Raw genomic sequence first — 22,855 nt, 5'->3', positions numbered from 1 at the left:
AAAGTAGGCAGCCGAAAGTGACCAGCACAATCGGATTGGGGATGCCGACCGCACCCGCGGCCGTTCTCGCGCCTCGCCGCAAGACCCGCCAATTGATGGTGGGCAATGTGGGCGTCGGCAGCGATCACCCGATTTCCGTGCAGTCGATGACCACCACCAAGACCCATGACGTCAACGCCACCCTGCAGCAGATCGCCGAACTGACGGCCTCGGGCTGCGATATCGTGCGCGTCGCCTGCCCGCGCCAGGAGGACGCCGACGCATTGGCGACCATCGCGCGCAAGAGCCAGATCCCGGTGATCGCGGATATCCATTTTCAGCCGCGTTATATCTTCGCCGCCATCGATGCGGGTTGTGCCGCGGTGCGCGTAAACCCGGGCAATATCAAGGAATTCGACGGTCGGGTCGGCGAAGTGGCCAAGGCCGCTGGTGCGGCTGGCATCCCGATTCGCATCGGCGTGAATGCCGGTTCGCTGGACAAGCGGATGTTGGAGAAGTACGGCAAGGCGACCCCGGAGGCGCTGGTCGAATCGGCGCTGTGGGAGGCGAGCCTGTTCGAGGAGCACGGTTTCGGCGATATCAAGATCTCGGTCAAGCACAACGATCCGGTGGTTATGGTCGAGGCCTACCGCCAATTGGCCGCACAGTCGGATTACCCGCTGCATCTGGGTGTGACGGAGGCCGGTCCGGCGTTCCAGGGCACCATCAAGTCCGCCGTCGCATTCGGTGCGCTGCTGTCCGAGGGCATCGGTGACACGATTCGGGTGTCGCTGTCCGCGCCGCCAGCCGAGGAGGTCAAGGTCGGCGGGCAGATCCTGCAGTCGCTGAACCTGCGCCCGCGCAAGCTCGAGATCGTTTCCTGTCCGTCTTGCGGTCGCGCCCAGGTCGATGTGTACACCTTGGCCAATGCGGTGAGCGCAGGTCTGGAGGGCATGGCAGTGCCGCTGCGCGTTGCGGTGATGGGCTGTGTGGTGAACGGTCCGGGTGAGGCACGCGAGGCCGACCTCGGTGTCGCCTCGGGCAACGGCAAGGGCCAGATCTTCGTGAAGGGGCAGGTCATCAAGACCGTGCCGGAGGCGCAGATCGTGGAGACCTTGATCGAAGAGGCCATGCGCATTGCCGAGGAGATGGGCGAGACGGCCGACGCGGGCGAACCCGTCGTCACTGTCGGGTAGCAGCAGTTCCCGAGTAGCCGTACCAGAGTCGCCCGATTCGTGGCAGGCTGTCGATGTGCGGAGTCTGCTGGAGCCGGCGCGACGGGCCAAGGATGCCCCCGCGCGTCAGCTCGCGAACCGGGATCTGGCACAGGTGTTGCGGGTGCTGGATAGTGATCCGATCGCCTCGTGCATGGTGGCGGCGCGGTTACAGGAATTCGGTTTGGATACCGGCGTCGGGCACAGCGAACTGTGGAGTCGGGGTGGTCCGTTGGACTCATTGTGCTTCTCCGGTGCGAATCTGGTGCCCCTGCGCGGTGATGAGGATGCGTTGCGCGCCTTCGCCGCGCGGGCGGTGCGGTGGCCGCGGGTGTGTTCGTCGGTGGTCGGGCGTCAGGAACTGACGCTGCCGCTGTGGGAGATGTTGTCCGCGCATTGGGGACCAGAACGCGAGCTGCGCGGTGCACAGCCGCTACTAGCCCTCGGCCAGCCCGCGCTGGCCACCGCCGACACCCAGGTCCGCCGAGTCCGGCCGGATGAGTTGGAGCGTTATCTCATCGCGGCCATCGCCATGTTCATCGAGGAGGTCGGCATCGATCCGCGCGCGGGCGACGGTGGCCGCGGCTATCGGCGCCGGATCCAGAGCCTGATCGAATCCGGCCGCGCTTGGGCGCGTTTCGAGGACGGCGAAGTGGTGTTCAAGGCCGAGGTCGGATCGCTGTCCCGGCGTACCGGACAGATCCAGGGCGTATGGGTACATCCCGAACGGCGCGGCGCTGGTCTCGGCACCCGCGGTACGGCTGCTGTGGCGAATGCGGTGGTGGCCTCGGGCCGCACCGCCAGTTTGTATGTGAACGACTACAACAACATCGCCCGCCGGGCCTACAGCCGAGTCGGGTTCCGGCAGATCGCCACCTTCGCGACCGTTCTGCTCGACTGAACGCTGCGCCGAACATCGGTGTGCCACAGCCGTTTGCCCGGCGTTGACTATACGATCGGTCCCGATGTCGACTCGCATGCTCATTACGCTGGCCGTCGCGGCATTCGCGGCGGTGGGATCCGGCTGCTCGGCCAGCCCGCAGGGACCGGTGCCCGCGGCCGATACCTTCTTGGCCGCCTTCGCCGCCCACGACATCGATGCCGCGGCCGAACTCACCAGTCAACCCGAGAAGGCAACCGCCGCACTGCGTTCGACATGGGTCGAGTTGCAGGCCGAGAAGCTGACCGCGCATACCGGGGCGGCCAGGGTCACCGGCGATACCGCGACCGTCGACTACACCTACGAGTGGCATCTGCCCAAGGACCGGATCTGGAAATACACCGGCCAATTGCAGATGGGCCGCAGTGACGGCCGCTGGATGGTGCGCTGGAGCTCCTCCGATATCCATCCCAAACTCGGCGATACCCAGACCATGGCACTGCGCGCAAACCCCGCCCCGCGCGCCAGAGTGAACGAGCAGTCCGGCAGCGATGTACTGGTTCCGGGCAAGGTATCTCGGGTCGCGTTCACCGTGGCCTCCGCCCCGGATCCGGGTTACACCGCGAACTCGCTCGCGGCGGCGCTGAACCGCTTCGACCAGCGGCTCACCCCCGAGTCGATCCTGAATGCGGCGCGCGCCGCCAAGGGCGAGTACACCGTCGCGCTGTTGAGCGAGTACGAGTACGACCAGGTCGATGCCGATCTCATCGGCCTGCCCGGGGTCACGCTGACCCAACAGTGGGATTTGGTCGCTACCGACCGGGATTTCGCACCCGATCTGCTCGCCCAGGTTCGCAAGACGGTCATCGCGGAGGTGGACGGCAAGGCGGGTTGGAGCGTGGTCACCATGAACGCCAACGGCGCCGATACCGACGTACTCACCGAAGTACCCTCACAACCCGCACCGTCGTTCTCGCTCAGTATCGATCGCAATGTGCAGAACTCGGCACAGCGGGCCGTCAACGGCGGTGAGGAACAGACCATGATGGTGGTGCTGCGGCCCTCGACCGGCGCGATTCTGGCTGTCGCACAGAACAGGGCGGCCGACCGCGACGGTCCGGTGGCCACCATTGGCCAGTACCCGCCGGGCTCGGTCTTCAAGACGGTGACCGCGGCAGCGGCCATGTCACTCGGAAAGGCGACGCCCGAAACGGTTTTGCCATGCCCGAGCCGAATTGTCGTCGGGGAGAGGACAATTCCGAACTACAACCTCTTCCAACTCGGTGACGTTCCGATGGCCACGGCCTATGAGCGATCCTGCAATACCGCGTTCGCGAAATTGGCCAGTGAACTGCCCGGCGACGCACTGCACGATACTGCCGCGAAACTCGGTGTGGGACAGTCGTATACAGTTCCGGGCCTGCCGACCGAGTCGGGTTCGGTGCCACCGTCCGACGATATGATCCAGCGCACCGAGGACGGTATCGGCCAGGGCAAGGTGGTGGTGAGTCCGTTCGCAATGGCGGTGCTCGCCGCGACCGTCGCGCACGGGTCCGCTCCGGTACCGTATCTGATCGCCGGACGGACCACCGAGATCAAGGGCGACCGTCCGGCCATCGGTGCGGAGGTAATCGATGGCTTGCGCATGATGATGCGCAAGGTGGTCACCGGCGGAACCGCCGAACGCATTGCCGACCAGGGCGAGGTGTACGGCAAGACCGGAGAGGCCGAGGTCGACGGCGGCTCGCATTCATGGTTCGTCGGCTATCGCGGGGATCTGGCCTTCGCGACATTGCTGGTCAAGGGCGGCAGTTCGGATCATGCGGTCGCGGTGACGCGGGATATGCTCGCCGCCCTGCCCGCGGGCTACTGAACCCGCCTGGAGTTGGTGCGACTGGTCGCCTCCGGCGGGGTGCCCCGATCGGGCATCTCGTAACGCAGTGTGGTGGAACCGATTCGGATGACATCACCGTCCGCGAGTGCGGTATCGGCGCCGATCGGCACACCGTTGACGTAGACGCCATTGGCCGAATCCCGATCCCGAATGAAGATCCGGTTATCGCGCGGCACGATGCGCGCGTGCTTGCGGCTGACCCGGGCATCGTCGAGCACGATGTCGTTATCCCATTCGCGGCCGATCCGCAGCCCGGTCGCCGGTATGGCGATCGCCTCGCCATCACCAACCCGCAGCCAGGCCTGCCGCAGCAGATCGGGCAGATCCCGCTTGGTCGCCCCGGGTGAGGAGGAGACCGTCGGCAGTGCCTGCTGGCTGCGGATCGCCTGCTCCAGCGCCAGGGTGCGCGGATCCGGATCGATGCCCTGCTCGTCGGCGAGGTTGCGGCGGATGCGCAAACAGGCGGCGAGTGCGTCGGCCTGGCGGCCCGCGCGGTAGAGCGCGGAGATGAACAGTCGCCAGAGTCGTTCGTTCACAGCATGTTCGGCGGTCAATGCGGTCAGTTCGCCAAGGACCGCGCCCTCGCGACCACACGCGATATCCGCATCGAGGCGGTCGGCAATCGCATTCAACCGGCGTTCGTCCATGTCGGTGGCGAAATTGTCGGCGAATCGCAGGCCACGCAATCCGGCGACCGCCTCACCGCTCCACTGCGCGAGCGCGTCGGCGAAACATTCGGCCGCAGTTTCCAGATCGCCGGTGGTGAAGGCCAGCGAGCCCTGGGTCCTGGCCCGCTCGAACCGGCCGACATCACATTGGTCCTCGGCGATATCGAGGAGGTATCCGGCGTGCACGGTGCGCAGGACGGACCTGTCGTCCACCCCGGCCGAACGCAGAATCGTGCGCAGATTCGAGACGTAGGCGTAGAGGCCGTCGACGGAGCGATTCGGCATCTCCTCTTCCCAGATGCTGTTCGCCAGTGTGGTTTTCGCAACGGCATTGCGGCGGTTGATGACGAGCATGGCCAGCAGCGCGCGGAGTTTGGCGCCGGGCAACGCTATCGCCTGATCGTCGACCAGCAGGCGCACCGGTCCGAGCACTCGAAGGTCGAGCGCCGGTCGATTCGAGCCCGCAGAGGCCACGAGATTCCCTCCGAACGCAATCCGCTTCCGGGCCGCCGCTGCCCCACGGCTGTTTCACCGACGGAAGGTCACGCGATGGGATTCAGCATACGCACTGATGGCGCGCCGTGCCCGCAACGACTACGCCGTCGGCGAAATGACTGGGCGCCGTATCGAATTCGGATCGATAATGGGAGCATCCGCCGCCGCGGTGGATAACGTCGGCGATCTTGTTGGAGTTGACCGGATGGATGATGTACTGCTGACCCCGCCCGATGCGGCTGAAGTGGCGCTGCTGGCCAGCGGTGTGGTCGCCGCGGCGTCCGATGCGGACGGGCTGACTCCGCTGCAGCAGTTGCTGATCCCGTCGCTGTTCCTGTCGATGACCGGACATCGAGTCGAGCTCGACACGCTGCCGCCCGTCGATGCCGAGACCTTCGCGGTCGGGCTGGCCCGGCGCAACCGGATCTTCCGGGAGCGAATCGTGCAGACCATGCTGCTGTCCGCGCTGGTGGTGCGGCCGTTGCCGCCCGCCGTCGCGACCAAGCTGCGCGAGTTCGCCGACGCGCTCGAGGTCGACGACGACATGATCGCGGTGGCACAGAAGTACGCCGAGGGCGCGATCGAACTCGCGGCGGTCGATTTCGACCGCAACGGTTATCTCGGCGGGTTGGACCCGAGCCGGTTGACCGCACTGCATACCGAAAGTCTGGATTCCTCCTGGGGACAGGTCAGCGACGATCCGGCCTTGGCTGCGCGCTGGGCCACCCTGCGTGAGTTGCCCGTCGGCACGCTTGGGCGCGGCGTCGCGGATTTCTATGCCGACCGCGGTTTCGTCACCCCGGGCCTGCCGGGTTCCGCGCCGCCGCTGCTCGCCCAGCACGACTGGGTGCATGTGCTCGCTGGATATGGCACCACGCTGGAGAACGAGATCGAGGTATTCGCCTTCATGGCGCGCGCCAATGACGATCCGCGCGCGTTCAGCCTGCTCGCCATGGTGATTTCGCTCTTCGAGACCGGCTACCTGCATGCCGGAGCCGGATTATTCGAAGCCAACCAAGGACATCTGAGCACCGCCGGCATGGCGACGCGTCTGGGCGATGCCATGCGCCGCGGCGCGCTCACCCACGGCAGCCATGATTTTCTGGACCTGGACTGGTTCACGTTGGCCGATCGCCCGATCGCGGTGGTGCGCAACGAGATCGGTTTGACCGCGAAGGCACCCGAGGCCGTCGCCGCGGGCTCTGTTGGGGCTTGGGAGGCGGGCGGTATCACGCCATATCAGCTGCACTCGGCTGCGGTTGCCGCGGAGGCCGAAGGGCGAATCTACGTCCCTTGGCACCCGGACCCGACGCGCGACTGACCCGACGCGAATACTTGCGCGGATATGTCACCACATCCATGCGGTTGAGCCGGTATGACGAGGTAACCCGGCAACCGATGCGATTCGTCAGGCGCGGTTCAGGGTCGCCGCTAAGTGGTGGGTCAGTGGTTCGCCTACCGCAGCCATGCGCAAGGTGTATTCGATGGTGTCACCGGTCAACACGATTGAACGGCCGAGGGCGGTTACCACTTTCGCGGTGCTGCTGCGGCCGATGCTGGTCGATTCGAATTCCATCCGCAGTTCGCCGTCGACAATGGTGAGGCTGCCCTCGCAGATCTCGGTGATGCCGGTCGGGTGGGCCAGAATCAGCTCGACGTGATCCGGGCGCGGACAACGCAGATACCCGGTTTCCGCATGCATCGGCCGGCTGTCGTCGGCGGCACGGGTGCGCTGCCGGTAGGTCAGGAACGGTCGGCCGAGGTGGCCGAACTTGATTTCCTCGACATAGTCGAATGACTCGATGGTCGGGTACTCACCGTGCCCTGGTCCGCGCCATATGCCGAGCAATGGAGCGAGCGGAGCGATATCCGGATGGGGAGCGACGGAAGGTTGGGGGGCGACCACGCGCGACAGCTTAAACCTGTCGGATCCGGGGTGTTCCGATACCGGCGAAATTCCATCAAGCTAAGGTTAGCGTCGCCTAATCGCCAAATGAGGGTTGCGAGTGGCTGGAAAGGACGAAGAAGTTGAACGCACGCCTTAGTGAATCGCGCCGCAATGGTGCCCGGCGGTCGCGGACCCGCAACGGTCTGCTGCGCGCATCGGTGCTCGGCGCTGCCCTGGTCGTGGCCGCGGCATGCTCGGATTCGAAGTCGTCGAACGATGAAGTGCCCGCCCTCGACGGCAATCATTACGCGCAGACCAACCTCGCCGCCAACAATGCCGAATACAAGGCGCAGTACACCTTTCCTGACATGGTGAACGCGTGGGGACTAGCCGATCGCCCCAAGGGGGCGGGCGGGCATTTCTGGGTCGGCGCGGGCGGCAAGTCCTTTCAATTCGTCGGCGATGTCAGCGCGTCCGCGGATCCCAAGGTGCAGAAGCTGTTCCAGGATCCGCTGAAGATCGTCACGATTCCGGGCGCGGATGCCGACACTTCGGATAAGAGCATCGGCAAGACCACCGGTGTCGTCTTCAACGGCGCTCCCATCACCTCCGATCTGTTCGTGGTGCGTGACCAGCCGGTGGATGTCGACGGTGCGCCGGTACCGCTGACCGGTTCCTCGCGGTTCATCTTCGCCACCGACTCCGGCAAGATTTCGGCCTGGACCGAGCAGGGGCCAGAGGGTGCGATCATCCGGCACGACGGTCCGGCGAATCTGGTCTTCGACGGCGAATCCCAGGGCATGGCGTTCTTCGGCATCGCACTCACCCCGTCCGGTGACAAACTGCTCGCCGCCGACTTCGGCGAGAACCCGCAGATCCGCACGTTCGACAAGGACTGGCAGCTGATCCCGACCGTCGGCTTCGCCAACCCCTTCGCCACCGGCGATCAGATCGATGCGGCCGCACCGGAGAAGGGCAAGAAGGCCAAGCCGGGCGATCCCGCTCCGTTCAATGTGACCACCATCGGCAGCCGCGTATTCGTCTCCTACGCCGACACCAAGCCCGATGAGCAGGACGCGTCGAAGTTCGACAAGGCCGAAGAGGATTCGCTCGACAAGGACCAGGAGAGGGACGCCAAGGGCAAGCCAGCCAAGGGCAAGGTCGCGGAATTCGACGGCAACGGCAAGTTGGTCCGCGTCCTCGACGATAACGGTCGCCTCAATGCGCCGTGGGGTGTCGCGGTGGCTCCGGCGAACTTCGGTCCGCTCAGCGGCAAGTTGCTGGTCGGCAACTTCGGTGGCCTCGGCCATGTGCTCGCCTACGACGACGCCACCGGCAAGTTCGTCGACTACCTGCGCGATGAGAAGGGCCAGCCGGTCGAGATCGAAGGTCTGTGGGCACTGATGTTCGGCAATGGCGAGAGCCTCGGCGACGCCGATTCGCTGTACTTCACCGCGGGACCGGATGACGAGAAGGAAGGTCTGTTCGGCAAGCTCCGCTTGAAGTAATCCTTACGTAGGCGAAGGCGGTTCCCGGTCGGGGACCGCCTTCGCCGTATGCGCTACACGGCATCCGGGGATGGCGGGCTCCAACGTTCGGACCAGCTCCAGAGTGGTTGCAGCGCTGCGGTGAGTTCGAGGCCCGCCGGGGTGAGTTCGTAGGTTTTGTCCGCGTTCTTGATGATCACGCCTGCGGTCTGTAGGTGTTGCAGGCGGGTCGAGAGCATGCTCGACGAGCAGTTGCCCATGCGGCGGCGCAGTTCGAGGAAGCCGAGGCAGCCCGGTTCCAATTCCCACAGGACACGCAGGATCCAGCGTTGGCCGATGAGCTCCATGGTGGCCAGCACGGGCGCGTGCGCCGGGTCGTTTCGCCCGCGCGACGGCTTGGCTCCATTTGCGCTTCTCATTTCGAACTACCATAGTGATTCTAAATTAGAAGCGTTGCTGTGGGTGAGCGAAAGGTAGCTGGTGGGCGACTCGACGGAACGACGGATTGTGCTGATCACCGGCGCGTCGCGGGGGATAGGGGCCGAGACGGCGAAAGTGCTGGCGGCCGGTGGTGATCACGTGATCATCAACTATCGGGAGAAGCGCAAGCGTGCCCAGATGATCGCCGATGAGATCGGTGCGGTCGGTGGCAGTGCCTCGATCGCCGGCGCGGATATCGCGGACGCGGATGCCGCCGCAGCGCTTATCGCCGATGTGGTGGCGGAATTCGGTCGGCTGGATGTGTTGGTGCTCAATGCATCCGGCGGTCTCGAGCGCAATGCCGCGCCGGATTACGCAATGGCATTGAACCGTGACGCGCAGGTCCGGTTGGTGCGAGCAGCCTTGCCACACCTGCCATCCGGCGGCCGGATCGTCTTCGTGACCAGTCATCAAGCCCACTTCCACGGCCGCAAACCCGTGCCAGCGGACTATGAGCCGATCGCCGCGAGCAAGCGTGCGGGTGAAGATGCCTTGCTCGCAATGATTCCGGAGCTGGCCGAACGCGGCATCGGGCTGAATGTGGTGTCCGGCGATATGATCGATGGCACGATCATTGTCCGCCTACTGGAACGCCGTAATCCCGAGGCGGTTTCGGCTCGCCGTGATCACGGTGCGCTGCCGACCATCGAGGAGTTCGCCGCCGTCGTCGGCGAGGCCGCGAGTGCCGCAATCGAATCCGGTCGCACGCTCTATGTCGGCGGCGCGGACTATCTCGCGGACGGCCTGACCCCCGGACATACTGGCCTAGTCGAGGCGTTCCCGTCCGGACCATAGCCTGGGTTACTGCGTATTTGCCGCGAACGCTCGTCTCTGTAACAAATTGATATCGCCGATTCGGCTCGCGAGCGCGGATCTGGGTCGATAATCGAAGGCGTCGCGTGTGGTCGTGCGGGGCGGAAGCGGCGTTGCTGGTCGGGAGGTTCGCCGACGGTGGCGCGTTCCGACGTCAGCGGGAGGCCCAGATGAGGAATGTCGAAAACAACCGGATCGTTCCGGAGCGGGATATGTTGCTGGCCGCATGCCGGGGACTACCGCACGATGATCATCCGATCTTGGAGGCGGCCGGGGAATTGGCGCAGCTACACGAAATTCGCGAGCGGACGCCGGTGTGCGAGATGGCCAAGCTGGATCGGCGGCGCGACCAACTGGTGCGGTCGATAGATCTGTGGGTGGCGCTGGTGATACCGGTGCCGAGCTCGCAGGCACAGTTGCACTCCGAAACCGTCGGACAGCTGGTGGATCGGCTGGCCAGGCTGGCCACGCAGGCCTTCGTACCGCTGTCCGCGGCGCCGGAGGCCGTCTTCTATGAGGCGTGGGTGCAGCTCAACGAACTGGCCGATAGCTATCAGGATCTCGTCGATGGACTATGTGATGGCGCCCGTCGACTGCCCGGGGGCTAGCGGCCGCGCCCGAAGAGTCGGAACGAACGTGCGGGCCGACGCGGCAGGGTGGCGTAGACCATCGTCATATCGGCGAAGACCTCCGCTTCCCGTTCGCGGTCGGCGCCGAAATGCTCGCGGCCGAGTACGTGCTTGATGGACGACGGTGAGATGGACGACAGCAGTGCGGCCAGCGATGGTGTGATCGGCTCGCCTGCCTCCCTACCTTCCTTGCCGTGCCCGAACAGCATGTGGCCGATCTCGTGCAGGATGATGTGATCCGCATTGCGCTCGGTGGCGGAGGCGTCGTAGACGATGATGTCATCGTGACCGCGCGCCACCCAGAGTCCGCTGCCACGACACCCGACATCCGCGAGCGCGGCCGCGGGGATCGCCTGCAGTGAGATGGAACGACCACGGTGCGCGGCGACACTTGCGAGGTAGGCGGACAGATTCCAAGGACTGGGGAGGGGTACGGTCCGCGCTGCTTCACGGAATCGGGCTTCCATGCTGGTCATCGGGGCATACATTACTCACCCCGTGCGTGGTAGTCACCTCGCGAATCGGACATTCCGTCGAAACCGATAGCCACGCTACCTAATTCGCGCACCTCAGCGACGCTGTTCTCGAGCTGGCAGACACCTTGGTGGGATTCGGTGCCCCCTCGGAGTCGCCGTGGCGACACGCAGGGGTGGTATCGAAATCTCGACGGTGCGGCGAGATTGGATGGCGACTGAATCGCCGGTACGACGGCGATGCGCCCGATTTCGGTGGGCAGGGGACGAGAGCGAGCGAGATCGACCATGCGGTACGTAGGCGAAGTGTGCGGAAAGCAGTACCGGCTCCGGTTGTGTGCGACATGCTGAGAACAGCCGGTTCCCCACCGACGAGCACAGTTGACGCGCAGGATGGGAGCGTGCAGATGAGCATCGGTAGCGACGCGGTATCGAGCACCGTCCAGCAGGAACGTGGCGCCGGGGAAACCCGCCGCCTGAGCAGCGAGAGATTGGTGGACGCGCCACCGCCGCGTACGGCGACGGTGGCGCAATGGTGGGCATTGACCTGGCGCCTGATCCGGCCGTCCTGGCGCAATGGCGAGCTGATCACCGCGGTGGTCGCGCCAGCGGTCTTCACCGTCGGCTTCTATGTCCCGCTGAACTTCGTGATGTCGCTGAGCGCCGCCCGGCGGGGTGGGCTGAGCAGCTACGCGCAATTCCTCATGCCCATGATCGTCATGCAGGCGATCGCCTTCTGTGCTATCACGGCCGCATTCCGGGCGGCCGCCGATGCCAAGGATGGGCTGAATGTGCGGTTCGGATCGATGCCGATGTTTTCGACGGTACCACTGGCCGCGCGAGTCACGACCTCGCTGTATCGCGCGGCGGTCGCACTGACCGCGGCCCTGGTGTGCGGCCATGTGATCGGCTTCCGCTTCTATGGAAGCTGGTGGGAAACAATCGGTTTCATCGGGTTCGCGTTGCTGATCGGGCTGGCGTTGTGCCTGGGTGCCGATCTGCTCGGCAGTCTGACCAAGAGCCCGGAGGCGACCACCCAGGCGCTGATCCTGCCGCAGCTGATCCTCGGCATGGTGTCCAGCGGATTCTCCCCGGTCAACCAATTTCCACACTGGATCCAAGGGTTCGCACGCAACCAGCCGGTCTCGCATTTCGTGTACGGACTGCGAGCGCTGGCCGGTGATCCATCGGGCCGCGCGGGTGCGGTCGGCTGGTCGATCTTCGGGCCCGCGCTGGCCTGGACGCTCGGGATCGCCATTGTCTTCGGTGCGGGTGCGGTATATGTCTCGATCCGGAGGTCGGAATGACCGAGGTACTGACTCCCACGGAGGAATTGCCCAAGGTCCACGGTCGGACCGAGACCTGGCGTCTGCTGATCCCGCAGACGCTGATCCAGACCAAGCGGCTGTTGGTGCGTTGGTGGCGTGATCCGCTGACTGTGGTGCAGTCGCTCGTCTTTCCCGCGCTACTGCTGATCGTATTGAATACCGTCCTGGGACATCAGATTTCGTCTGCCCTGGGGGTGAGCGCACTCGTCGGTTTCGTGCCGATGGCGGCGCTGGTCGGTGTGATGTCCGGTTCGGTGGCGGGTGCCATCACGCTCGGCCGCGAGCGTGACGAGGGTCTGCTGGCCCGCTTCTGGGTGCTACCGGTGCACCGCGCGTCCGGACTGGCCGCGCGCATTGTCGCCGAGGGGATCCGGATTGTGCTGTGCACCGCAGTGATGTTCGCGGTGGGTGTGGCGATCGGCCTTCGATTCCAACAGGGGCCGCTCGCCGCGATCGCGCTGTTCGGTGTGCCGCTGCTGTTCGGCCTCGCCTTCGCCACCGTGGTCACCGCGGTAGCCGTGTTCAGCGCGAAAGCCGCACTGGTGGAGGCGGTTTCGCTTGCATCATCGCTGCTGATGTTCTTCAGCACCGGATTCGTGACACTGGAATTCTATCCACGGTGGGCCCAGCCGATCGTGCAGCATCAGCCGATGTCCTATGCCATCGATGCCATGAAGGGGCTATCGGTCGGCGGTCCGGTGCGCAACCCGCTGCTGGCAACCATCGCCTGGTGTATCGGCGCGCTCGTAGTCTTCGCGATTCCCGCGGCGCTCGGCTATCGGCGGGCCAGCCGCCGCTGATCAGCCCATCTCCTTGGAGGCCTTGTCGATCAGCGCCATGGAGTCGCGCGGGCTCAGCGCCATGGCGCGCAACTGGTCGAAAATAATGCCGAAGCGGCGGATCTGGGGATGGCCCTCGATCAGTTGATCGCCTGCGATGCCCTCGACGTACACCAGCTCCGGATCGGCCGGATCCTTGAAGTCCAGCAGCGTGAAGGATCCGGCCATACCCGGATGCACCCCCGCGCTGAACGGAAGTATCTGCAGGATGACGTTTTTCATCTGCGAATCGTCGAGCAGGCGCTTCAGCTGCGCCTTCATGACATCGGGGCCACCGACCATCCGCCGGATCGCCGCCTCGTCGAGTACCACCCACAGCTCTAGTGGATCCGGTTTGGTGAGGTGCATGGCCCGATCCATCCGCGCCCGCACATTGTGCGACACCGTATCGCTGTCCAGCTTGGGCATATTGGTGTCTATGACCGCCTCGGCGTACTCCGAGGTCTGCAATAGCCCTGGGATATAGGAGGTTTGGTAGTGCCGAGCCGAGAGCGCCTCGGACTCGAAGTTGATATAGGCCGCGTGTACCTCGGTCAGCGTGGCCTCGTACGGGCGGGACATGCCGGGTTTGAGCGCGTCCGAGAGGAGCTCGAGCGCATCGGTGCGCTGCTGTTCGGTGACGTTGTAGAGATCCAGCAGCGCCATCAGCGTGCGCCGCTGCGGGCGCGCCTGCGCTGTCTCGATGCGGTAAAGCGTGGTGATATTGATGCCGGTCTTGCCGCTGACATCCTCTTTGCTGAGCCCTGCGTGTTCGCGCATCTCGGTCAGTAGTACCGATAGCCGCCGCAAACCTGCGGTGAGGACTGTGCGCTTGCCTGCCATGACAACCCTTTCGCCCGGCGCACCCGATAGCACTCTTGCGTACATGTCTGTAGTAAGTGCCCGCCACACACCGCAAATATGCAATCGCAGCGTGGTGAGAGACTACCGCCATTTGCAGTAATAAAGTTCGGAGTTTTCGGTGCGATATGCCTCCTAGCGGCAGATCGCGGTCGATGACCGGATCTGTGGGGTGCTCGTCCTTGGAGTCGCGGCGGCCGCCTACTCGAGACTGGGTGCATGGGTTCGGCGGAGCGCGGCGACATCGTGGTGGGTGGTTTCGGATGGTGTGTTGCTGCTCGATGTGGCCGGTGCAGGTACCGCACTGGGCCGGACATCGGACGGACGCGCGGTGCGCACGGATGTTGGGCGAGCCGCTCGGGAGGACCACCCCGTCGCCGAGTTGGCGCGCGCACTTGCCGAACATTTGGTGCTGTTCCTGCGCAGACCCGGTGGGCAATCCCAGTTCGGCGTCCGCAACAGCATCGGAACGCCGGCCGCCCCCGGACTGCGTCGAGGGGGTGACGCGGTGGTCGCGGATCCAGGGGGCGACCACAGTCTGGCGCCATGGCCGAACGTGGCGCACTCAGTGAACGTCATCTGACGCGGTTGTTCGCCAAGGAAATCGGGATATCGCCGGGCGGTATGTCGAGCAGGTGCGGGTGGATGCTGCCCAGGCATTGCTCGAATCCTCAACCGATGGGGTGGCCACCATTGCGCGCCACTGCGGCTGTGGTTCCGAGGAGACGATGCGTCGCATCGTCTCGAAATTACTCGGCATAACGCCCACCGATTATCGACACCGCTTTCACGCGCTGTGGCGAATTTTTCCGAATTCAGCACTGCGCGAATGTATCAGGAGTGACCCATGGCCATTTCACGCCGCACTGTCCTCGGAGTCGGGTTGCCGGTACCGCGCTGCTGTGGTCCGGGACCCGCTGCGGCGCAATCAGATTCGCTGTCCTTACCCACGACTGCGTTGGCTCGTGCTGCGCCGGAATTGGTCACTCGGGAGCTGGCGACACCGCTACGCAATACAGTGTGCGCGGTTTTCTTTTCGGGCGCGCCCTCGCCGAGCAGGCCGGTATGCGCCCCGGCGCGGACTACGACGAAGAACTGATGTTCCTGATTTGTGCTGCTGCACGATATCGGCCTTGCCGAAATAGCCAACGGTGCGCAGCGATTCGAAATGGACGGGGCGGATTTCGCCGCGAAGTTCCTCGAGGACCGCCGCCTCACCAATGGGCGAGTGGATATCGTGTGGGACGGGATCGCCGCGCATACGACCGGGCTCAGCGAGTCGCCGGTCTACCGGCGTCGGCGTCCGGCGGAACTCTGGATCGCGGTGTCGGGCACCGGGATCGACATCGCGGCCGGCCCGGCCGACCTGCCGCCGGGATACGCCGGTCGGGTGCACCGTGCGTATCCGCGACTGGGTTATGCGCGCGCACTGCGGCCATCGAGGCGCAGACCGTCGCCGATCCGAACAAGGCGCCCCTGGGCACAGTGCCCCGCGAGATCCTGCGGCTGCGCAACCCGGAGCTGGCGCAACCAACATGGGAGACGATCCTCGTGTCCAGCGGGTGGGATGACTAGTTATCTCGCGACTCTCGGGCCGTAGGCGGCGATCGCATACTGCCCACGCACCACGCGATGATGTGGCAAACTCTTGGCCACCGGTTCAGCGCCCGGCGAGTATCGAGCGTGAAAGTCGTTGTCAGCAGCTCGGTGTGGACTCGCTACTCGGTGATCGGGTCGTGACCGCAGCAATGAGAACGCACTCTTGCGTTCTTGCATTTGTAAGAGCATGATCCAGCTACGCTAGTTGTGAAGAACCGATCCGATGACCGGGATTACCGAATCGAGAGCCAATCATGTTGGTACAAAGCGCGTTGGTGTCGGGTGAATTCGGAGTACGGCGATGAGCGCGCCTACGGTGGGGGTGCTGCCGACCGCTCCGCAGATATTGTGTGCATTCCAGGGACGACGTTTTCAAGATCGTGAATTACTGCGTTCCGCACACGCTCTCGCCGAACTGCACGCACGCCGTGCCGAGATTCAGGATATGAACCTCGTGGCCGAAATCGATTGCCGTCGCAGTGAGCTCGTCGACGATATCAATGAGTGGATTGCGCAGGAGATCCCGCAGCACCGCAATGGTGCCTCGCTACATACCGAGAGCCTCGGCGCGGTGGTGGATCGGATGGCGCGCAGCTGGGTAGACGCCAACACCGCCATCGATGTCGATGGCGCGCGTAGCGACAATACCCATAAACACTGGTACCACTTGGCGGAACTCGTTGACGGCTACACTGATCTGGTAACCGACGTGGCCGGTGGCCGCCGCCGTTTGCCTGAACAATGAAGTCCTGACGGCGACCATCGTCTGCAATAGTGACACTGCTCCGACAGCGTTACTGCTCAATTGGCGACGTCCCGGGTCTTCGTTATCCGACCAATGGCCCGGCCCGGAAGCTCACGTCGCCGGCACAGTGACGGCGGGCGCAACGGGGCGCCCTGCCCGGCGTGCCGCGTGGTCGACTGGCGCGGCACGCCCGCCGCGAATTCGCCTCCGCTGGCGAATTCAACAGTCTGCGAACTCATTCGGTAACCATCCAGACCGCTGCCGCCGCAACGCGAATATCGATCGTGTCGTGTGCGCGCAGTGCGGCGAGCAGATCGACCCACGGTGTCGACCACCCGAAGCGATTCCCGCACTGCTGGGTCAGCGTCACCGCGGCAAGCAGGCTGGCCAATTCGTCGCTACGGGATAGCGCGCCCGCGATGGCGAGCATTGTCTCCGGCCGCGCGGTGCGCAGAGCGCTCGGCAAGGTCGCCTTCAGTCGTTGCGCGGGATGGTCGACCAGCGCGCCGGTCGCGAGTGCGCCCGCTTGCTGAATCAACCGCGCGGTCGGTTTGCTTTCCGCCCAGCGGATTTGGGCCAAGTACAGATCGATGGCCGCTGCGCGCCAGAACGGCTCGATCGACAACCGATCGGCGAGCGTGCCGGCCGCGGACCTGGCCGCATCGGAGCGTTTGGCGGCCGCGCCGAGGGTGGTGGTCAGCCCGACCAGGCGCTGAAGGGCGGGTAGGTCACGTCCGGGAATGACGTGATCGCCCGCTGCGAGTAGCCGATCGACGACGGTCGTCAGCGCCGAATCATCTGCGGCGGTAGCGATGGTGTCGACGAGCGCTTGCGCGGCAGGTAGCCACAGCCCGAGTTCATCGAGGTCACAGATGCGGTGCGCCAACATTATCGCCGTATCGGGCGGACTCCAGCGGCTCCAGCGGTGCAGTACCGCGATTGCCCGGGTGGCGAGTCGACTGTCGGTGCCGCCCGCTATCCGCCGGATAAGCTCGGCCGTGCGGTGGCGCTGGGCGATTGGTAGCAGTTCCGGTCGCAAGTTCAAGATTTCATCCGCGACCGTCGGATCGGCTGCGGCATCGGCGAATATCCGCCAGGCGGGGTCGGTGTCCAATAGCCAGCGGCAGGCGAAGACTACGGCGCGACGAACATCGCGGTGCTGATCCGGCTGCGTCCACAGCGTCTGGATCACATCCATCGCATCGGGGGCGTGCAGTTCGGCGAGCAGCCGGACGCCTTCCTTGCGAGCGGTGATCTTGGGGGAGTCGATGAGTGGTGCGACAGCGCTTGCGACCTGATGGGGGCCGAGGCTTTTGGCGCAGGTCGCGATGCTGCTCACCGCGACACGCGCACGATCGGTATCGACATGGCGGGCGAGCAGCTCGATCGCCGCCTCTGGTTGGTCACTGCGTCCCAACGCGGTGAGTGCCGCCTCGACGATCGGTAGATCGGGGTGCTCGGTGTATTCCGCGAGGCGGTCCGCGCTGCCCGGCAGCCGACCCAGAATCCTTACCGCCCGTACCCGCTCGTATTGCGATGACTTCTTCGACTCGAAGTGGCTGGTCAGCAGTCGGGCATACGATTCGACCTGCTGTGGGGTCCAGCGGTCGAATCCGGAGTAGAAATCGGGCACCAAGCGCACTTTCGGCGATGCGAAGCGTCCGGGCGTCGCGGAGCCGAGGAGCGAATCGAGCAGATCGGTGCGGCGGGTCGCGATCAACCGCTGCACGATGTCGAGCGTGATCAGTGAGCGGTCCCGGTTCAGCAGGGTGATGAGGGTCCGGTCGCGAGTGATCGGATTGCTCAGTGCCAGCCGTACCGCCCGCCGGACCACCTGGTCGTCGCGAGCTCCGCATGCGCGGATCAGCAGCTGTTGCAGGGCAGGAATCTTCCAAGCGCGCTTGTTCAGACCATCGGCCAGCTCGAGGGTCAGGCGCCATTCGTCGCGGGCGGCGTCATTGTCGATTCGTCGGCGCAGCGCCGCGAAGACCCGGTGTTCCGTGCCATGCGGCAGTGATCGGTCCAGGTCGTCGAGATCGGGAAAATCGCGTGGGTCGCAAGGCTTTCGATCAGGCGCAGTGCGGAGTCGGTGAACGACGGGTCATCGATTTCGACGCCGCGTCGGAGCAGAGTTCGTGCCAGTCCGGAGATGGTGGTCCTGGTCGGGTACGAGCAGTCGCGCGCCTGCAGTGCATCGGTGCCGAGTTGTTCCAGGGCAGTGAGGTGTTCGGTACGCAGCAGTGAGGGCGGAAGGTGGTTGATCGCCTGGAGCGCGGTGTAGCGCACCGGGTCCTGCTCATTGCGCAGGCGGCGCAGGGATTCGAGCATGGTGGCGATGGTCGCTGGATCGCGGGTGCCCGCGGCCGCCGTGATGAACAGCGGGTATGCCTGCGCCCGCTCATCCGCGGTCGGGCGTCGAATCGCCTCGGCCAGTACCGGTTCGGCTTCGTCCCAGGGCAGACGAGCCGTCAACCGTTCGCGGACCGCGCGCACATCGGACCCGCCGGGCCGGTCCAGGAGCTCGCGCGCGAGGGTCGTACCTTCCCCGCGTGGTAGGGCATCGAGCGCGGTCATCGGGACTTGGTCCGGATCGACACCGGGCCGGGCGAAGACTTGTCGCACCACGACGGCGCGGCGGGGCAGCGCAAGGGCGCGCAGAAACCGATCGCGCTGGTATTCGGAGTAGACCGTGCCCAGTGCCACCAGCCGATCGTCGGGAAGTCCGCTCAGCGCCCGCCACAGGGCGGTGCCACTCAGGCCGGTGCCGTTCCCGGTTGGATCGAGAATCAGCTCGACGACCCGGAGCGCGTCGTGCCGGGCGAGTTGTCCGGCCGCCGAACTCAGCTCATGGATCGAGGTGTACCGGACTGCTCGGGTAGCAAGGGCGAGCAGCCGATCCGGGTGGCGCTGTGCGGCCCGTACGGTTCCGGCCGCAATCCACCGCCACAGATTCGGCCAATCCGACTCGCCCGCTTCCGCGGCCAATCCTTCGACATGGTCGAGGACCGCGTCGATATGCCTGCGGCCCAACGCTGCCCAGTTCACGACCGCGTAATCGAGTTCGGGCAAATACTTGGCGACCACCGGAGCTGAGCAATTCGGCAGTACCCGCGCGGCCTCGGCATCGCCGAACCGGCGTCGCACCTCCGGAAGCAGGGGATCGGCCAGTCCGGACCGCTGACCGTAGCCGAGGGCCCGATACATGGCTCGCCGTATCCGCCCTGACATCCGCGGCAGCCGCTCGATCAGCACCTCGGGCTCGACACCCGTCCGCACCAGCCCGACGATCGCTCGCGTGCCGAATTCCGGTCCGTCCGAATCGAGTTCGACCAGCAGATGCGCATGGTCGGCGATGATCGCGGCCATGCGAATCGCGATGACCCGCTCGTAGTACCCACGCGCCGACAGGTCGGCGAGCAGCTGCCCGAGACCGGGCGTCCCCACCAAACGCAATGCCCCCGCCGCGATCGCACGCTGTCGCTCGGGCGCCGGCAACGCCTCGATATCCCGCAACAGCTTCGTCGCCTGGACCACCTCGATTACCCCCTCTATCGCGCCACTGTTCGGAGCCGTGCTGTGAGAATAGGTCCGATGCATCGGATAGCGCCGAAGGGGCGGGACCGAGGTTACACTCCGCGCTTCGAACGCACATTCGAATATATGTGTAGCGCCCATGGAACGGAACCCTTTTCACATTGCCGGTAGAGACAGCTCGACCGAGCACATCCGCACCGACCCGAACGCTCGGTATGCGGCTATCGTGGCTCGCAGACGATTGCAGGCCGTTCTCGGGGATTTCGTGAGTGAGGGTTACCGATGTCGTACAGTCCGCCGCCGGAACCGACCACCCCCGCCTGGCATCCGGACGCGACGAATCCCGGCCCGAACGCCGGATACTCCGCGCCCATTCCGCCGCCGGGGCCGAATCCGTATCAGCAGCAACAATTGCAGGTGCATACCAGCGATCCCGGATGGCGAGGCGGCGCACCGACGGATGATCGGCGGCAGGGGCCATGGTTCGCGCTAGCGTCGGTGGCACTCGGCATAGTTGGTTGCGTACTCCCGTTCCTGCCGATCGACCTGACCGGCGTGCGACCGCTGATCGGCCTCCCGTTCGCGATACCCGGACTCGTCCTCGGGATCGTCGGCTGCACTGGGCGCCACCGCGCCAAGGGCTTGGCGGTTACCGGAATCATCTTGTCCGTCCTTGCGCTCACCGCCGAGTTCCTCATGCTGCCACAGCTGTTTTGAGCAGGCTTCCGTATCGAGACCTGTGGTCACTATCAGGAAGTGGCGATGACAGTGCTGGCGATCAATGCGGCCGTCAGGCCGATGATCTGGCTTGCGCGCAGTCGCTCCCGCAGCGCGGACACACCCAGAATTACCGGGACTACGGGATAGAGCGAAGACAGCACGACTGCCACGGCAAGATATTGGGTCCGGGTCGCGAAGAGATAGGACACCAGCGCTACGGCGGCAAGGATGCCTGAACATGCGGCCAAGAGGTCGTCCCGATGTCGTTGGGCTGGTGCGGTATCCGCGAATTCGGATGTCAGCTGCCATGCGAGCAGGGCGACGAGGACGACGGCCGCGGCCCGGCCCGCCGTCACCGGCCAGATCCCGGCCGCGGGCGCGGCTTGCGCCAGCGCCAGATACTGCACGGCGATGCCGAGACCGGCGATCAGTCCGTCACCGATGGCCGCACCGGCAATCGGACCGCTGCCGGTGCTGCCGCCCGCGACGAGCCAGAGGGCGGGCAGCGCGAGCACGATCCCGGCCCACGCCAATGCTGTCGGATGTTCACCGAGCATGACCGTTCCGATGAGAACCGGCAGCGCGACACCGCCGACGGCGCTGACCGGGACGACCACCGACATTGCCCCGCGGCTGATTCCGCGGAACAGGAAGGTCATCGCGATACCGGTACCCACGCCGGACAGCGCTCCCCAGCCCAGATCCGTCGGCTGCGGCACCCCGTGGGAGACAAACGGCGCAACGATCGCCGTCCCGACGAACCCGCCGAGCTGGCCGAACAAGGCAACACGTCCGAATCCGACGCGCCGTGATACCACCCCACCCACGAAATCCGACAGCCCGTAGCTCAACGCGGAAACCAACGCCAGGAGCGTGCCCACGATCAGATTCGCCGGTCGTTGTGCATGACTCATGCGTAGTCGGGAGGCCGGACCGATGTCAACGTGGCGCGGCGCCTGCGGTCCGATCACTACCGTCGGCGAACTCTGATTCGGTGCCGATTATGTTTCGGGGCAGAGAACTTGTGTTTTGCGGTGTGCCGTGAATACGCGACTTCGCCTGTCAGGCATGATATTCGCTGCATCGATCGAGCGACAGGCGGACGGCATGGCAGCGGAATTTCCTTTCGCGCAACTGACTCCCAATCAGCTGAGCTATTCCGAACGTGACGAGAGGTACCGGCGGCTGCATGCGTGGCCCGAACCCAGCTATCACCATGATTCCGGGCTGCGCATCGTGTGGCGCTACGACGATGTACGAGAACTGCTGGAAGCCAGCGCCCCGGAAATCTCGAATGCGCGATCATTACAACCGCTGGTGGGTTTCGGGCGCATTGCCATGAATCCGCGTGCCGTTGGTCATCTTTGTCGGCACCTGCTCCCGCTGCCCGCGAAGGCTACGGCGGACCTGACCGACGATGCCCTGCACCAGCGGGTGTGGGCCGCCATGGCTGGTCCGACCGGATACTTCACGGTGCCTGCGCACACGCGATCCGAGCGGGCCGATTCGCTCGCCGAGCATTTCCGGCAGTCGCTCCCGGCGGCGGCAACCGAACCGCTCGACGTGACCGCGATGTCGATCACGTACGCCAGCCGCATCATCGGCGAAACTGTCGGTCTGCCACCACGGGATTGGCCCGCGGTGGCGGATTGGAGCGGTGCGCAGTCGGGGCTGCTCGGTCGGTGGATGCGCGGACGCGAGTTGGCCGACGCGGTCGGCGCACTCGGCCGGTTGTTCACGGTCAGCGGCATGGCGGTGGCGCACAGCCGACAGCACGTCACGGGGTTTCCCTGGCACCTACGTGCGGCTGGTATTCCGCCCAGAGTGGCCGTCTCCGCGGTCGCGAATTCGCTGGCGGCTGGTGTGCATACCATCAGCGGCACCATCCAGCAGGGCCTGCTGCGGCTGCTCGGCGAACCGGATCGGCAGTGGTGGAAGCTGCTCGGCGAACCAGCTGGTGTCACCCGCGTCGCGGCCAAGATACTGCAGCTCGACCCCGGGCTGGTGGGATGGAAACGGTATGTCGTGCGTCCCATCGCTTTGCGAAGCGGTACAACGCTCCCGCGTGGACCGGTGCTGGTACTGATGGCCGCCGCCAATCGCGATCCCATGGCCTTCGCTGATCCATTGGGCATGGACAGCACCGGAAAAGCTCCACTCACCTTCGGATTCGGTAGGCACGTCTGTCCTGGAAGGCAATTGGCCCAGCTAGCGGTGGAAGTCTTTCTGCGCGAACTGCACAGCCGGGCACCGCACGCACAACTGGCGGCGCCGGGACAGTCGCCTCGAATCCGTCCCGCCGACCTTTTGTTCAGCGGAGCGGATATCGTTATTCGTTGAGGTGATCGGA

At 65.1% G+C, this 22,855-nt stretch carries 22 protein-coding genes; 14 read left to right on the top strand and 8 right to left on the bottom strand.

The window, feature by feature from the left end; translation table 11 throughout:
• Positions 1–17 precede the first annotated feature (17 nt).
• From ispG to ACIBG0_RS13520, 3 genes are all read left to right on the top strand, one after another.
• Positions 18–1,175: a flavodoxin-dependent (E)-4-hydroxy-3-methylbut-2-enyl-diphosphate synthase gene (ispG, locus tag ACIBG0_RS13530; RefSeq protein ID WP_397032251.1), complete on the top strand. Its 1,158-nt coding sequence runs from the start codon at positions 18–20 to the stop codon at positions 1,173–1,175.
• Positions 1,176–1,230: 55 nt separating this feature from the next.
• Positions 1,231–2,094 carry a GNAT family N-acetyltransferase gene (locus tag ACIBG0_RS13525; protein ID WP_397032249.1) on the top strand — a complete coding sequence of 288 codons (864 nt, stop codon included), beginning with the start codon at positions 1,231–1,233 and terminating at the stop codon, positions 2,092–2,094.
• Positions 2,095–2,158: 64 nt separating this feature from the next.
• Positions 2,159–3,946, top strand: a complete 1,788-nt coding sequence (locus ACIBG0_RS13520; protein WP_397032247.1) for a penicillin-binding transpeptidase domain-containing protein — start codon at positions 2,159–2,161, stop codon at positions 3,944–3,946.
• Here the strand turns inward: ACIBG0_RS13520 and ACIBG0_RS13515 are convergent.
• Positions 3,940–5,109: a BTAD domain-containing putative transcriptional regulator gene (locus tag ACIBG0_RS13515; RefSeq protein WP_397032245.1), complete on the bottom strand. Its 1,170-nt coding sequence runs from the start codon at positions 5,107–5,109 to the stop codon at positions 3,940–3,942. The genes ACIBG0_RS13520 and ACIBG0_RS13515 overlap by 7 nt on opposite strands.
• A 97-nt stretch (positions 5,110–5,206) precedes the next feature.
• On the opposite strand from ACIBG0_RS13515, the gene ACIBG0_RS13510 reads away from it, so the two are divergent.
• Complete coding sequence (locus ACIBG0_RS13510; RefSeq protein ID WP_397032243.1) at positions 5,207–6,451, top strand: hypothetical protein; 1,245 nt, start codon at positions 5,207–5,209, stop codon at positions 6,449–6,451.
• Positions 6,452–6,538: 87 nt separating this feature from the next.
• Here the strand turns inward: ACIBG0_RS13510 and ACIBG0_RS13505 are convergent, their stop codons facing one another.
• Positions 6,539–7,045 carry a peroxynitrite isomerase gene (locus ACIBG0_RS13505; RefSeq protein ID WP_397032689.1) on the bottom strand — a complete coding sequence of 169 codons (507 nt, stop codon included), beginning with the start codon at positions 7,043–7,045 and terminating at the stop codon, positions 6,539–6,541.
• Positions 7,046–7,221: 176 nt separating this feature from the next.
• Here ACIBG0_RS13505 and ACIBG0_RS13500 point away from each other — a divergent pair, with 176 nt between their 5' ends.
• Positions 7,222–8,526: a TIGR03118 family protein gene (locus ACIBG0_RS13500; protein WP_397032688.1), complete on the top strand. Its 1,305-nt coding sequence runs from the start codon at positions 7,222–7,224 to the stop codon at positions 8,524–8,526.
• 53 nt (positions 8,527–8,579) lie between these two features.
• Here ACIBG0_RS13500 and ACIBG0_RS13495 read toward each other — a convergent pair whose 3' ends face one another.
• Entirely contained in the window at positions 8,580–8,924 is a 345-nt protein-coding gene (locus ACIBG0_RS13495) for a winged helix-turn-helix transcriptional regulator (RefSeq protein WP_397032241.1), read from the bottom strand.
• A gap of 61 nt (positions 8,925–8,985) precedes the next feature.
• Between ACIBG0_RS13495 and ACIBG0_RS13490 the strand changes: the two genes are divergently transcribed.
• A complete protein-coding gene (locus ACIBG0_RS13490; RefSeq protein WP_397032239.1) occupies positions 8,986–9,780 on the top strand; it encodes an SDR family oxidoreductase in 795 nt (264 codons plus the stop codon).
• A 188-nt stretch (positions 9,781–9,968) separates the two neighbouring features.
• Complete coding sequence (locus ACIBG0_RS13485; RefSeq protein ID WP_397032238.1) at positions 9,969–10,406, top strand: DUF4254 domain-containing protein; 438 nt, start codon at positions 9,969–9,971, stop codon at positions 10,404–10,406.
• Here ACIBG0_RS13485 and ACIBG0_RS13480 read toward each other — a convergent pair.
• Positions 10,403–10,903, bottom strand: coding sequence for a hypothetical protein (locus ACIBG0_RS13480; RefSeq protein WP_397032237.1), 501 nt, complete (start codon positions 10,901–10,903; stop codon positions 10,403–10,405). The two genes, ACIBG0_RS13485 and ACIBG0_RS13480, sit on opposite strands and share 4 nt — an antisense overlap.
• Before the next feature lie 404 nt (positions 10,904–11,307).
• On the opposite strand from ACIBG0_RS13480, the gene ACIBG0_RS13475 reads away from it, so the two are divergent.
• The gene (locus ACIBG0_RS13475; RefSeq protein ID WP_397032236.1) at positions 11,308–12,207 is read left to right on the top strand and encodes an ABC transporter permease; all 900 of its coding nucleotides are present in this window, start codon (positions 11,308–11,310) and stop codon (positions 12,205–12,207) included.
• Positions 12,204–13,028 (top strand): ABC transporter permease, encoded by an 825-nt coding sequence (locus ACIBG0_RS13470; RefSeq protein WP_397032235.1) that lies wholly within the window; start codon positions 12,204–12,206, stop codon positions 13,026–13,028. The genes ACIBG0_RS13475 and ACIBG0_RS13470 overlap by 4 nt, the downstream gene beginning before the upstream one ends.
• On the opposite strand, the gene ACIBG0_RS13465 is transcribed toward ACIBG0_RS13470, so the two are convergent.
• Positions 13,029–13,934, bottom strand: a complete 906-nt coding sequence (locus ACIBG0_RS13465) for a helix-turn-helix domain-containing protein (protein WP_397032233.1) — start codon at positions 13,932–13,934, stop codon at positions 13,029–13,031. It abuts the gene before it with no gap.
• 226 nt (positions 13,935–14,160) lie between these two features.
• Here ACIBG0_RS13465 and ACIBG0_RS13460 point away from each other — a divergent pair, with 226 nt between their 5' ends.
• The 3 genes from ACIBG0_RS13460 to ACIBG0_RS13450 all read left to right on the top strand — a co-directional run bounded on the left by ACIBG0_RS13460 (position 14,161) and on the right by ACIBG0_RS13450 (position 16,251).
• Positions 14,161–14,490, top strand: a complete 330-nt coding sequence (locus ACIBG0_RS13460) for a hypothetical protein (protein ID WP_397032231.1) — start codon at positions 14,161–14,163, stop codon at positions 14,488–14,490.
• A gap of 28 nt (positions 14,491–14,518) precedes the next feature.
• Complete coding sequence (locus ACIBG0_RS13455; RefSeq protein WP_397032686.1) at positions 14,519–15,052, top strand: helix-turn-helix domain-containing protein; 534 nt, start codon at positions 14,519–14,521, stop codon at positions 15,050–15,052.
• 755 nt (positions 15,053–15,807) lie between these two features.
• Positions 15,808–16,251 (top strand): DUF4254 domain-containing protein, encoded by a 444-nt coding sequence (locus ACIBG0_RS13450; RefSeq protein WP_327101072.1) that lies wholly within the window; start codon positions 15,808–15,810, stop codon positions 16,249–16,251.
• Positions 16,252–16,486: 235 nt separating this feature from the next.
• On the opposite strand, the gene ACIBG0_RS13445 is transcribed toward ACIBG0_RS13450, so the two are convergent.
• Both ACIBG0_RS13445 and ACIBG0_RS13440 read right to left on the bottom strand, forming a co-directional pair.
• Positions 16,487–18,085, bottom strand: coding sequence for a HEAT repeat domain-containing protein (locus ACIBG0_RS13445; RefSeq protein ID WP_397032230.1), 1,599 nt, complete (start codon positions 18,083–18,085; stop codon positions 16,487–16,489).
• Positions 18,086–18,180: 95 nt separating this feature from the next.
• Positions 18,181–19,785: a hypothetical protein gene (locus ACIBG0_RS13440; protein WP_397032229.1), complete on the bottom strand. Its 1,605-nt coding sequence runs from the start codon at positions 19,783–19,785 to the stop codon at positions 18,181–18,183.
• 282 nt (positions 19,786–20,067) lie between these two features.
• Between ACIBG0_RS13440 and ACIBG0_RS13435 the strand changes: the two genes are divergently transcribed.
• Positions 20,068–20,502: a DUF4190 domain-containing protein gene (locus ACIBG0_RS13435; protein ID WP_397032227.1), complete on the top strand. Its 435-nt coding sequence runs from the start codon at positions 20,068–20,070 to the stop codon at positions 20,500–20,502.
• A gap of 32 nt (positions 20,503–20,534) precedes the next feature.
• Here the strand turns inward: ACIBG0_RS13435 and ACIBG0_RS13430 are convergent, their stop codons facing one another.
• Complete coding sequence (locus tag ACIBG0_RS13430; RefSeq protein WP_397032225.1) at positions 20,535–21,419, bottom strand: EamA family transporter; 885 nt, start codon at positions 21,417–21,419, stop codon at positions 20,535–20,537.
• Positions 21,420–21,612: 193 nt separating this feature from the next.
• On the opposite strand from ACIBG0_RS13430, the gene ACIBG0_RS13425 reads away from it, so the two are divergent.
• Positions 21,613–22,845: a hypothetical protein gene (locus tag ACIBG0_RS13425; RefSeq protein WP_397032223.1), complete on the top strand. Its 1,233-nt coding sequence runs from the start codon at positions 21,613–21,615 to the stop codon at positions 22,843–22,845.
• Positions 22,846–22,855: the final 10 nt, after the last annotated feature.

Origin of the sequence: Nocardia sp. NPDC050630 (assembly GCF_044457245.1) — a bacterium.
Lineage (GTDB): Bacteria > Actinomycetota > Actinomycetes > Mycobacteriales > Mycobacteriaceae > Nocardia.
The sequence above is the reverse complement of the archived record's forward strand: the minus strand, read 5'-3'. Positions and strand labels throughout refer to the sequence as shown.

Bases quoted from the DNA above. Each gene is read 5' to 3' on its own strand.
- ACIBG0_RS13520 (WP_397032247.1), top strand. From the start codon at position 2,159: ATGTCGACTCGCATGCTCATTACGCTGGCCGTCGCGGCATTCGCGGCG.
- ACIBG0_RS13510 (WP_397032243.1), top strand. From the start codon at position 5,207: ATGGCGCGCCGTGCCCGCAACGACTACGCCGTCGGCGAAATGACTGGG.
- ACIBG0_RS13495 (WP_397032241.1), bottom strand. From the start codon at position 8,924: ATGAGAAGCGCAAATGGAGCCAAGCCGTCGCGCGGGCGAAACGACCCG.
- ACIBG0_RS13485 (WP_397032238.1), top strand. From the start codon at position 9,969: ATGAGGAATGTCGAAAACAACCGGATCGTTCCGGAGCGGGATATGTTG.
- ACIBG0_RS13480 (WP_397032237.1), bottom strand. From the start codon at position 10,903: ATGACCAGCATGGAAGCCCGATTCCGTGAAGCAGCGCGGACCGTACCC.
- ACIBG0_RS13475 (WP_397032236.1), top strand. From the start codon at position 11,308: ATGAGCATCGGTAGCGACGCGGTATCGAGCACCGTCCAGCAGGAACGT.
- ACIBG0_RS13470 (WP_397032235.1), top strand. From the start codon at position 12,204: ATGACCGAGGTACTGACTCCCACGGAGGAATTGCCCAAGGTCCACGGT.
- ACIBG0_RS13465 (WP_397032233.1), bottom strand. From the start codon at position 13,934: ATGTACGCAAGAGTGCTATCGGGTGCGCCGGGCGAAAGGGTTGTCATG.
- ACIBG0_RS13450 (WP_327101072.1), top strand. From the start codon at position 15,808: ATGAGCGCGCCTACGGTGGGGGTGCTGCCGACCGCTCCGCAGATATTG.
- ACIBG0_RS13435 (WP_397032227.1), top strand. From the start codon at position 20,068: ATGTCGTACAGTCCGCCGCCGGAACCGACCACCCCCGCCTGGCATCCG.
- ACIBG0_RS13430 (WP_397032225.1), bottom strand. From the start codon at position 21,419: ATGAGTCATGCACAACGACCGGCGAATCTGATCGTGGGCACGCTCCTG.
- ACIBG0_RS13425 (WP_397032223.1), top strand. From the start codon at position 21,613: ATGGCAGCGGAATTTCCTTTCGCGCAACTGACTCCCAATCAGCTGAGC.